Genomic DNA, 11769 nt, shown 5'->3' on the forward strand with positions numbered 1-11769 from the left:
CACCCGCCCTGCCCGGGCTCACGGAGGTAATCCCCTTGGCTGCTGCGCGCAACGCAACCAATTCCACCACCACCCCGAAGAACGGCCGCGGAGCATCCCGCCTCTCGTTCGCCAAGATCTCCGACACGCTGACGGTCCCCGACCTTCTCGCGCTGCAGACGGAGTCCTTCGATTGGCTCGTCGGCAACGACGCCTGGAAGGCCCGTGTCGCAGAGGCGCAGGCCGCCGGTCGCACCGACGTGCCCGCCACGAGCGGGCTCGAGGAGATCTTCGAGGAGATCTCGCCCATCGAGGACCTCGGCGAGACCATGCAGCTCTCGTTCACGAACCCGTACCTCGAGCCCGAGAAGTACTCGATCGAGGAGTGCAAGGAGCGCGGCAAGACCTACGCCGCCCCGCTGTACGTCGAGGCCGAGTTCATGAACCACCTCACCGGTGAGATCAAGACCCAGACGGTCTTCATGGGCGACTTCCCGCTCCAGACCGGCAAGGGCACGTTCATCATCAACGGCACCGAGCGCGTCGTCGTCTCGCAGCTGGTCCGCTCGCCGGGCGTGTACTTCGACAAGACGCCCGACAAGACCTCCGACAAGGACATCGTCTCGGCGCGCGTCATCCCGAGCCGCGGTGCGTGGCTCGAGTTCGAGATCGACAAGCGCGACCAGGTCGGCGTGCGCATCGACCGCAAGCGCAAGCAGTCGGTCACCGTCTTCCTCAAGGCGCTCGGCCTGTCCAGCGAGGACATCCTGGCCGAGTTCGCGGGCTTCGAGTCGATCGAGGACACCCTCAGCAAGGACACGATCCTCACCAAGGAGGACGCGCTCCGCGACATCTACCGCAAGCTCCGTCCGGGCGAGCAGGTGGCCGCCGAGGCTGCCCGCGCGCTGCTCGACAACTTCTACTTCAACCCGAAGCGCTACGACCTGGCCAAGGTGGGTCGCTACAAGATCAACCAGAAGCTGGGCCTGGACGCCGCGGCGAACGAGTCGGTCCTCACGGTCGCCGACATCGTCGCGACGATCAAGTACCTCGTCGCCCTCCACCGTGGCGACGCGAGCATCCCGGGTGTGCGTGACGGCAAGCCGGCCGAGATCCGTCTCGACGTCGACGACATCGACAACTTCGGCAACCGCCGCATCCGCGCGGTCGGCGAGCTCATCCAGAACCAGGTCCGCACGGGTCTGTCGCGCATGGAGCGCGTGGTGCGCGAGCGCATGACGACGCAGGACATCGAGGCCATCACGCCGCAGACGCTCATCAACGTGCGTCCGGTCGTGGCCGCGATCAAGGAGTTCTTCGGAACCTCGCAGCTGTCGCAGTTCATGGACCAGAACAACCCGCTCGCGGGTCTGACCCACAAGCGCCGCCTGTCGGCCCTGGGTCCCGGCGGTCTCTCGCGTGAGCGCGCCGGTGTCGAGGTCCGCGACGTCCACCCCTCGCACTACGGCCGCATGTGCCCGATCGAGACGCCGGAAGGCCCCAACATCGGCCTCATCGGCTCGCTCGCCTCGTTCGCGCGGATCAACGCGTTCGGCTTCATCGAGACGCCGTACCGCCGCGTCGTCGACGGCAAGGTCACCGACCAGATCGACTACCTGACCGCCTCGCAGGAGAGCGACTACATCGTCGCGCAGGCCGGTGTCGAACTGAAGGCCGACGGATCGTTCGCGGAGGAGCGCGTGCTCGCCCGTCGCGGTCAGGGTGGCGAGGTCGACCTGTTCCACGCCGAGGAGATCGGCTACATGGATGTCTCGCCGCGCCAGATGGTGTCGGTGGCGACCTCCCTCATCCCGTTCCTCGAGCACGACGACGCCAACCGGGCCCTCATGGGTGCCAACATGCAGCGTCAGGCCGTGCCGCTGCTGCGCAGCGACTCGCCCGTGGTCGGAACCGGTATGGAGGGCTACGCCGCGATCGACGCCGGTGACGTCATCACCGCCGAGAAGGCCGGTGTGGTCGCCGAGGTGTCCGCCGACGTCGTCACGATCCAGCTCGACGAGGGCGGCACGCAGGACTACTTCCTGCGCAAGTTCGACCGCTCCAACCAGGGCACGTCCTACAACCAGCGCGTCATCGTCTCGGCGGGCGACCGCATCGAGGCCGGCGAGGTCATCGCCGACGGTCCCGCGACCGAGAACGGCGAGCTCGCCCTCGGAAAGAACCTCCTCGTCGCGTTCATGACGTGGGAGGGTCACAACTTCGAGGACGCGATCATCCTCAGCCAGGACCTCGTCAAGAACGACACCCTCTCCTCGATCCACATCGAGGAGTACGAGGTCGACGCTCGCGACACCAAGCTCGGCAAGGAGGAGATCACCCGTGACCTCCCCAACGTCAGCCCCGACCTGCTGAAGGACCTCGACGAGCGCGGCATCGTCCGCATCGGCGCCGAGGTGCGTCCCGGCGACATCCTCGTCGGCAAGGTCACGCCCAAGGGTGAGACGGAGCTCTCGGCCGAGGAGCGCCTGCTCCGCGCGATCTTCAACGAGAAGAGCCGCGAAGTCCGTGACACCTCGCTGAAGGTGCCCCACGGTGAGCAGGGCACGATCATCGCAGTCAAGGAGTTCAACGCCGAAGACGGCGACGACGAGCTCGGCTCGGGCGTCAACCGCCGTGTCGAGGTCTACATCGCCCAGAAGCGCAAGATCACCGAGGGCGACAAGCTCGCCGGCCGCCACGGCAACAAGGGTGTCATCGCCAAGATCCTCCCCGTCGAGGACATGCCCTTCCTCGCCGACGGCACCCCCGTCGACGTCGTGCTCAACCCGCTCGGCATCCCCGGCCGCATGAACTTCGGCCAGGTGCTCGAGACCCACCTCGGGTGGATCGCGAAGCAGGGCTGGAAGGTCGAGGGCAACCCGGAGTGGGCGGCGCACCTCCCGGAGGAGGCCCGTGAGGCCGCTCCCGGCACGAAGGTCGCCACGCCGGTGTTCGACGGCGCGTACGAGGCGGAGATCGCGGGTCTGCTCGACTCGACGCTCCCCACGCGCGACGGCGAGCGGCTGATCGACAGCTCGGGCAAGACCCAGCTGTTCGACGGGCGCTCCGGGGAGCCGTTCCCCGCGCCCATCTCGGTCGGCTACATGTACATCCTGAAGCTGCACCACCTCGTCGACGACAAGATCCACGCGCGCTCGACCGGGCCGTACTCGATGATCACCCAGCAGCCGCTCGGTGGTAAGGCGCAGTTCGGCGGTCAGCGCTTCGGTGAGATGGAGGTGTGGGCCCTCGAGGCCTACGGTGCCGCGTACGCGCTGCAGGAGCTCCTGACGATCAAGTCCGACGACATCGTGGGCCGCGTCAAGGTCTACGAGGCGATCGTCAAGGGCGAGAACATCCAGGAGCCCGGCATCCCCGAGTCCTTCAAGGTGCTCATGAAGGAGATGCAGTCGCTCTGCCTGAACGTCGAGGTGCTCTCGGCCGACGGCACGGCGGTCAACCTTCGCGACACCGACGACGAGGCCTTCCGCGCAGCGGAGGAGCTCGGCATCAACATCTCCACCCGGTTCGAGTCCTCGTCCATCGACGAGATCTGATCCCGGCCAGGCATTTTTACGAATTTCGACACAGGAGAACTCGTGCTCGACGCAACAACTTTCGATGAGCTTCGCATCGGCCTGGCCACCGCCGACGACATCCGTCGCTGGTCCTACGGTGAGGTCAAGAAGCCTGAGACCATCAACTACCGCACGCTGAAGCCGGAGAAGGACGGCCTCTTCGGCGAGCAGATCTTCGGGCCCTCCCGCGACTGGGAGTGCGCCTGCGGCAAGTACAAGCGTGTCCGCTTCAAGGGCATCGTCTGTGAGCGCTGCGGCGTGGAGGTCACCAAGTCCTCCGTCCGCCGCGAGCGCATGGGCCACATCGAGCTCGCCGCTCCCGTGACCCACATCTGGTACTTCAAGGGCGTCCCCTCGCGCTTGGGCTACCTGCTCGACATGGCGCCGAAGGACCTCGAGAAGGTCATCTACTTCGCCGCGTACATGGTGATCTCGGTCGACGAGGACGCGCGTCACCGCGACCTCCCGACCCACGAGGCCAACCTGCGCCTGGAGATCAAGAACCTCGGCGACCGCCGTGACGCCCGCGTGGCGGCACGTCTGGCCAAGCTGGAGGAGGAGCTGGCGGCGCTCGAGGAAGAGGGCGCGAAGGCCGACCAGAAGAAGAAGGTCAAGGACGCCGCCGAGAAGGACATGGCCGGCATCCGCAAGAACGCGGACGAGCAGATCGCCAAGCTCGAGCGCATGTGGGAGGAGTTCCGCACGCTCGAGGTGGGTCAGCTCAAGCAGGAGGACGACGTCTTCCACGAGCTCCAGGACCGCTTCGGCCAGTACTTCGAGGCCTACATGGGCGCCGAGTCGATCCAGCGTCGCCTGCAGTCCTTCGACCTGGCCGCCGAGGCCGACAGCCTGCACCTGCAGATCTCCGAGGGCAAGGGTCAGCGCAAGATCCGTGCGATCAAGCGCCTGAAGGTCGTCAACTCGTTCCTGTCGACGGGCATGAACCCCGCCGCCATGGTCCTCGACGTCGTCCCGGTGATCCCGCCGGAGCTGCGCCCGATGGTGCAGCTCGACGGTGGCCGTTTCGCGACGAGCGACCTGAACGACCTCTACCGCCGCGTGATCAACCGCAACAACCGTCTCCGTCGCCTGATCGACCTCGGTGCCCCCGAGATCATCGTCAACAACGAGAAGCGGATGCTGCAGGAGGCCGTCGACGCCCTGTTCGACAACGGCCGTCGCGGTCGCCCCGTCACCGGTACGGGAAACCGTGCGCTGAAGTCGCTGTCCGACATGCTCAAGGGCAAGCAGGGACGCTTCCGTCAGAACCTGCTCGGAAAGCGCGTGGACTACTCGGGCCGTTCGGTCATCATCGTCGGTCCGCAGCTCAAGCTCCACCAGTGTGGTCTTCCGAAGCAGATGGCGCTGGAGCTGTTCAAGCCGTTCGTGATCAAGCGTCTGATCGACCTCGGTCACTCGCAGAACATCAAGGCCGCCAAGCGTGCCGTCGAGCGCACGCGTCCCGAGGTGTGGGACGTGCTCGAGGAGATCATCCGCGAGCGTCCGGTGCTGCTCAACCGCGCCCCCACGCTGCACCGCCTCGGCATCCAGGCGTTCGAGCCGCAGCTCGTCGAGGGCAAGGCCATCCAGCTCCACCCGCTCGTGTGTGCGGCGTTCAACGCCGACTTCGACGGTGACCAGATGGCCGTGCACCTGCCGCTGTCGGTCGAGGCCCAGGCCGAGGCCCGCGTGCTGATGCTCGCGTCGAACAACATCCTCAAGCCGTCGGACGGTCGACCGGTCACCCTGCCCTCGCAGGACATGATCATCGGCCTGCACCACCTGACCACGGTCAAGGACGGCGCTGCCGGTGAGGGACGCGTCTTCGGCTCGGTTGGCGAGGCGATCCTCGCCAAGGACGAGGGGACTCTCGACCTGCAGGCCAAGGTCCGCATCCGCATCCCGGGTCTGACGTTCCTCGAGGGCGAAGCGCCCGAGGGCTACGAGCAGCACGGTCTCGTCGACGCCTCGCTCGGTCAGGCGATCTTCAACGACACGCTCCCCAAGGGCTACCCGTTCGTTCGCGAGCAGGCCGACAAGGGCAAGCTGTCGCAGATCGTCAACAAGCTCGCCGAGGAGTACCCGAAGGTCGAGGTCGCCGCATCGCTCGACCGGATCAAGGACGCCGGCTTCCACTGGGCCACCCGCTCAGGTGTCACCGTGGCGCTGTCGGACATCCTAACGCCGCCGAACAAGGCGGAGATCGTGGCCGGCTACGAGAAGCAGGCCGCCAAGGTCCAGGCGCAGTTCGAGAAGGGCCTCACGACCGACGCCGAGCGTCGCCAGGAGCTCATCAAGATCTGGACCGAGGCGACCGACGCCGTCCAGAAGGCGATGCGGGACAACTTCCCGGCCGACAACACCATCAACCGCATGGTCAGCTCGGGCGCCCGTGGTAACTGGCTGCAGATCCGCAACATCGCGGGTATGCGAGGCCTCGTGAACAACCCGAAGGGTGAGATCATCCCCCGCCCGATCATCTCCTCGTACCGCGAGGGGCTTTCGGTGGCGGAGTACTTCATCGCGACGCACGGTGCCCGTAAGGGTCTGGCCGACACGGCCCTCCGTACTGCCGACTCGGGCTACCTGACGCGTCGACTCGTCGACGTCTCGCAGGACGTCATCATCCGCGAGGACGACTGCGGCACCTCCAAGGGCCTCGAGTTCACGATCGCCGCTCCCGGCAGCGACGGCACGCTCGTGCGTGACGCCAACGTCGAGAACTCGGTCTTCGCCCGTACCTTGGCCGCCGACGTCATCGACGCCTCCGGCACGGTGCTGGCCGCGGCCGGCGACGACGTGGGCGACGTGCTGATCGACAAGCTCGTCGAGGGCGGCATCGAGACGATCAAGGTCCGCTCGGTGCTGACCTGTGACTCCGCCGTCGGTGTCTGCGCGAAGTGCTACGGCCGTTCGCTGGCCACCGGAAAGCTCGTCGACATCGGCGAGGCCGTGGGGATCATCGCGGCCCAGTCGATCGGTGAGCCCGGTACGCAGCTCACGATGCGGACCTTCCACACGGGTGGTTCCGCTTCGGCCGACGACATCACGCAGGGTCTGCCGCGAGTCCAGGAGCTGTTCGAGGCCCGTACCCCCAAGGGTGCGTCCCCGATCGCCGAGGCCGACGGTGTCATCAAGATCGACGAGACCGACAAGGCCAAGAAGGTCATCCTGACGCCCGACAACGGCGACGAGCCCCACGTCTACCCCGTCCTGAAGCGCGCGACGCTCCTGGTCGAGGAAGGCCAGCGCGTCACGGTCGGTCAGCCGATCCTCGTCGGAACGCTCGACCCCAAGGAGGTCATGCGCGTGCAGGGTGCCCGCGAGGTGCAGAAGTACCTCGTCGGCGGCGTGCAGGGCGTCTACCGCTCGCAGGGTGTGCCGATCCATGACAAGCACATCGAGGTCATCGTCCGCCAGATGCTGCGGAAGGTCACCGTGGTCGACCACGGCGACACGACGCTGCTGCCGGGTGAGCTGGTCGACTTCAAGCGCTACCAGCAGATCAACCGCGAGGCGGTCGCGGCCGGCAAGCGCCCGGCCTCGGGTCGCCCCGAGCTGATGGGTATCACGAAGGCGTCGCTTGCGACCGAGTCGTGGCTGTCGGCGGCGTCCTTCCAGGAGACCACCCGCGTGCTCACGCAGGCGGCCATGGAGGGTAAGAGCGACCCGCTGGTCGGCCTCAAGGAGAACGTCATCATCGGAAAGCTCATCCCCGCCGGAACGGGACTTGCGAAGTACCGCAACGTCGCCGTCGAGGCGACGGACGAGGCCAAGAGCGAGCGGTACCCCAACCGCATCTTCGCCTCGGACGGCGCGTACAGCGACGCCGACCTGAGCTACGTCGACTTCGACAGCTTCTCGACCGACGACTTCACGCCAGGCACCTACAACTGATTGAGGCGAGCGACGGGCGAGCTTGCTCGTCCGACCGAGCCGATTGAGGTTGTGGAGCGGCGACGTCGCGAGCACAACTGATCGAGGCGAGGCAGGAGTCGAAAGAGCCCCAGGGTCCGCCCCTGGGGCTCTTTCGCGTCTTCGCGCGACGGTTCTCGGCCCGTCTCCCCGGCGTCGGGCCTCTCCGCGGTTAGCGTGGAGAGGTGGCACGGGTCGGCGGAAGGAACTCGGCGCTCGCGTGGACGGTCGGACTCGCGTGCGCCGTCGTCGTCGGCGGCCTGGTCTGGATCGCGGCGCCGCTCGTTCCGGGGCTCGTCGGGTTCGTCGGGGGCCAGCTGGGCGGCCCGACCTCGGGCCCGGTCGCGGACGACGCGGGGGCCGAGGCTGCCGGAACCCCGACGGAGTGTCGCGAGCTGTACGACACGTCCGTGTGGCGGAGCCTCATGTGGTCCGACGATTCGATCCTGACACCCTCGACCGACGCCCCCGCGACGATGGCGCCGGCACTGGTCGACGCCCTGGCGCCGGCCGTGAGGCTCACGTGCGGGTGGACGGGGCCGGAGGGCTCGGTCTCCACGACGCTCGCCGACGTCCCCGCCGATGCAGGGGCCATCGCCCGGACGGCTCTGAGCGTGCAGGGATACACGTGTGATGAGCGGGAGCGCCGCACGCGGTGCGTCCGGGAGGACGGTGACGACCGGGAGACGATCGACATCGTCGGGGGTCTCTGGGTCTCGACGCTCGAGAGCGGGTGGCGCCCGCCGGGATATGTCGACGTCGTCGCCGACCGCGTGTGGGGAGCGCGCTGACTCGGGGGCCGCAGGTGCGCCCAGCGCCCGTCAGGGGGCGCTCGGCGACGGATTCGGACGCGGAGCGCCTCCCGCGGGCCACAACGATGCGATGATCGCGTTGGTGTACCCGGCCGGTGCGAGGTTGGAGTACTGCGTGTCGACGATGACGCCGTCGCGGTAGTAGAGCGTCCGCCCCTGCGTCACGGGGAGCGTCTCGTGCGGCCAGGTGCGCTCGCATCGGATGCCGCCACCCGGCTCGTAGCAGGTGAATCCGTCACGGCCGAGCTCGTAGAGGGCATCGGAGGCGGCCCGCAACGGCGATAAGCCGATGCGCGTGACCAACCAGGTGCCCGCTGCGCCGGGCTCACCCCACGCGCACACCCGCGTGCTGTCGGGGCGGATGCCGCCTCCCATCCCGGGAGCGTTCAACGAGACGTCCTCGAGCTCGCTCAGAACGCTGTCGGTGAGGATCGCGCGACAGTCGTCGGGCAGGGGAGTGGTGGACTCGGAGGGGCCGAACGGAAAGTCCGCCAGCACGGGGCCGGTCGCCGCGGAGGGGGTCGGGCTGGCCGCGGACGCCGTCGGGGCCGAAGGGGCCGGCGGAGCTGGCTCTGCCGTACACGCCGACGTCGCCACGAGGAGGGCACCGGCCAGCGTCGCCAGCGCGCCGACCCGCAGGCGCGAGCGCATCGACGTTGGTGTGCGGACGGGGCGAGACGAGGGCATGCGCCCACGATAATCAGACCGCCCGGCGACGCGGGTGCCGACACGTCGGCATGCCTTCGGGGCGCTCGCGCCACCGCACGTTACGCTCGCTGTGCGGTGGCGCGCGCCTCCGCGTGAGGAGCACACCGCAATGAGCGATCCCAACCACGGCGAGCCGGTCGAGCCGTCGACGTCGCCAGACGCCGCGACCAACGTGGACGACGTGGTCGGCCGCGCCAACGAGGGCCTCGCGGAAGCCGAAGCGGCCTCGCGTGACGCCGTCGCTCCGCAGGAGCCGGCGCACCACGACCTTTCCTACATCGAGGCTGCAGGCCCCGAACCCGACGCCACCGCGGAGACGACTTCCGACAGCGCCGCGACCACGGTGGCGCCGGCGGTCAGCGAGACCGTCGTCGCAGACGACCGCACCGCCGTCATCACGCCGAGCGAGCCGACTCCGCCCGCGGCCGAGACCGAGCGGGTCGAACCGGTGGTGGCGCCCGCTCCCGCGCCCCAGCCGATCTTCGTGCAGGCGCCGGAGGCTCCCCGCCCGCGCGGCAATCGGGGCGCCGCCGGGCTCATCGGACTCCTCGCCACCGTGGTGTTCGGCCTCTTGTACCTCGGCGCGGCCCTCGGGCTCGGTGCCGCCTCCGGCGACGTGACTGTGGCGACTCTCGGCTCGCAGGCGCTCGACGCCGTCACCTCGTGGTGGTTCTGGGTGCCCGTCGTCGTGTTCTTCCTCGCCTTCTGGCTCCTGGGGGCGATCATCAACCGCGGTCGATGGGGCCGCTGGGTGATCTTCGGTCTGCTCGTCGGGGCTGCCGCGTACGGCGGTCATCTGCTGGGCCAGCTGTTCGAGGCACCGTTCTGGAGCCTCACTCCCAGCCAGGGAGCGGAACTGATCGAGGGTCAGGTGCTCGCCCCGCTGGCGATCGTCGCCTTCATCCTCGGCCGTGAGATCACGATCTGGTTCGGAGCGTGGGTCGCCTCGCGCGGCGCACGGGTGACCGAGCTCAACATCGAGGCTCAGCGCGAGTACGAGCGCACGCTCGAGGCGGGCCCCCAGCTGCACCGGATGTGACGTGAGCACACCCGAGCGCGGCCCTGTGTCGCCGCCGCTGGCGGTGGCGCTGACCACGGTGGGCTTCTTCGCCCTCGTGATCGCCGCTTTCGGAGTGACGAGCCTTCTCGCCGACGCCGAGGTCGTCTCCGTGCCGGGACTCGGATCCCTGCCCGGTGCGCTGGCGGTCATCGTGGCGGGTGTCTCCTTCGCGGTCCTCACGGCGCTCGCGACCCGCGTCGCCCGGCCGACGTACCGTTCGACCATCGCCTGTATCGTCTCGGTCTTCGTCGCGTACGTGGCCGGGCTGTGGCTCGGGGCGCTGATCACCGGCGCCGATCTCGCCCGCGCTGGCGCGGCCGTCGGCGGGTTCGTGACGAGCCCGTTCTTCCCGGTGCTGGTGGCTGCCACCTTCGTGTGCGCGTGGACCGCGGTGGCACTCGTCCGCACACGGGCGCGGCGGCCGAGGTGGCGCTGGGAGCACGACGAGGACGAGTCCTGACCCTCTCTCGGCGGGAGCCGGCGGGGCCGGTTGCTCCGAAATCCGCACGCCGGGCCGCCTGACGGGGGACAATGGTGCCCGTGGAGCGGTCGATCGAGACCCAGGTCAGCCAGGCGGTGGACGCCTGGCTTCGTTGGCTGCCGCGGTGGGAGCCGGCGACGCATCGCGGCCGCGTCGCACCGTGTCGCCGCTGCTTCGGGTCGCCGGTGCTCTCGGCGGCCGGTCTCGGCGCCGACGTCCCGCACGGCGTTCAGCACGGCCTGTCGATCCGTATCAAGACGATCATCGATCACGCCGTCGCCGAGTACACCTCCCTCAACCTGCCGATGCTGCAGACGGAGCTCGACCAGCAGGCCGCCCGTAACCGCGCCCGCAGCTATCGCCCTGCCGAAGGGCTCGACCCGGAGTACGAGGGTCTGCCGATGGATCCGGAGCCCGTCCCCGGCGCCCCGTTCCTGTTCACCATCTCGGGCCTGGCCGATGAGGCCAACTCCGACGTTCCCGCCCTGCCGCCGCTCTCCGAGGAGGCCAAGGCCGCGCTGCGGCAGGAGGTGGGGCTGGCAGACGACTACGCGAACATGATCGGCAGGGAGGTCTGCAGTGTGCTGCTGCATCACCGGCTGCGGATCCAGGCGGCGATCGGGCAGTACGTGGAACCGCAGATCGCCGCGATGCTGGAGGAACTGACCCGCTCGCTGGACGCGCCGTTCGATCCGGGGCAGGAGACCGGCATCCCCGATCTGTGAGGCAATGGCCGTCCGCCCCTAAGGTGGACTCCATGACCAGCCCGACGATCGACACGTCGCTGCTGACCCTCATCGGGTTGCTGAGCGGCGTCATCGGCATCGCCCTGTACGTCTGGACGGCGCTGGCGCTCTCGGCGCTGTTCCGCAAGATCGGGGAGGAGTCGTGGAAGGGGTGGGTCCCCTTCCTCAACCAGGCGACCGTGCTGAAGTGGGGCGGCTTCAGTCCGTGGCTCATCCTGCTCCTGCTCGTGCCCGGGCTGGGCGCGTTGGCCATCCTCGTGCTGACGATCATCAGCGCACACCGCATCAATCCGGGCTTCGGCTACGGCACCGGCATGACGGTGCTCGCCGCGTTCCTCTTCGTCGTGTGGGCCAGCATCCTCGGGTTCGGTCCGGCGGCGTGGCGGGGCGCGCGCCCCGCCACAGCAGCGCCCCCCGTGTCGCCGCCCTCCGGCGGGATCGGCGGGCCGTCCCCGATGCCGGTTCCGCCGCGTCCGCCTCTGCCCGGCAC

At 68.6% G+C, this 11769-nt stretch carries 8 protein-coding genes; 7 read left to right on the plus strand and 1 reads right to left on the minus strand.

Going from position 1 to position 11769, the window contains the following annotated elements:
* The first annotated feature begins 35 nt into the window (after positions 1 to 35).
* From QM591_RS11895 to QM591_RS11905, 3 genes are all read left to right on the plus strand, one after another.
* A complete protein-coding gene (locus tag QM591_RS11895) occupies positions 36 to 3536 on the plus strand; it encodes a DNA-directed RNA polymerase subunit beta (RefSeq protein WP_415132610.1) in 3501 nt (1166 codons plus the stop codon).
* Between the two features lie 42 nt (positions 3537 to 3578).
* Positions 3579 to 7454, plus strand: a complete 3876-nt coding sequence (gene rpoC / locus QM591_RS11900; protein WP_415132611.1) for a DNA-directed RNA polymerase subunit beta' — start codon at positions 3579 to 3581, stop codon at positions 7452 to 7454.
* Positions 7455 to 7657: 203 nt separating this feature from the next.
* A complete protein-coding gene (locus QM591_RS11905) occupies positions 7658 to 8263 on the plus strand; it encodes a hypothetical protein (protein WP_415132612.1) in 606 nt (201 codons plus the stop codon).
* A gap of 30 nt (positions 8264 to 8293) precedes the next feature.
* On the opposite strand, the gene QM591_RS11910 is transcribed toward QM591_RS11905, so the two are convergent.
* A complete protein-coding gene (locus tag QM591_RS11910) occupies positions 8294 to 8971 on the minus strand; it encodes a hypothetical protein (RefSeq protein WP_415132613.1) in 678 nt (225 codons plus the stop codon).
* 130 nt (positions 8972 to 9101) lie between these two features.
* Here QM591_RS11910 and QM591_RS11915 point away from each other — a divergent pair, with 130 nt between their 5' ends.
* The 4 genes from QM591_RS11915 to QM591_RS11930 form a co-directional block, all read left to right on the plus strand.
* Complete coding sequence (locus QM591_RS11915; RefSeq protein WP_415132614.1) at positions 9102 to 10031, plus strand: ABC transporter; 930 nt, start codon at positions 9102 to 9104, stop codon at positions 10029 to 10031.
* Between the two features lies 1 nt (position 10032).
* The gene (locus tag QM591_RS11920) at positions 10033 to 10512 is read left to right on the plus strand and encodes a DUF6121 family protein (RefSeq protein ID WP_415132615.1); all 480 of its coding nucleotides are present in this window, start codon (positions 10033 to 10035) and stop codon (positions 10510 to 10512) included.
* Positions 10513 to 10592: 80 nt separating this feature from the next.
* Entirely contained in the window at positions 10593 to 11258 is a 666-nt protein-coding gene (locus QM591_RS11925) for a spermidine/putrescine ABC transporter substrate-binding protein (protein ID WP_415132616.1), read from the plus strand.
* Between the two features lie 32 nt (positions 11259 to 11290).
* Positions 11291 to 11769, plus strand: a 479-nt coding sequence (locus QM591_RS11930; protein ID WP_415132617.1) for a DUF5684 domain-containing protein, incomplete at its 3' end; no start/stop codon positions are given.

Origin of the sequence: Microbacterium sp., assembly GCF_047607225.1 — a bacterium.
GTDB lineage: Bacteria > Actinomycetota > Actinomycetes > Actinomycetales > Microbacteriaceae > Microbacterium.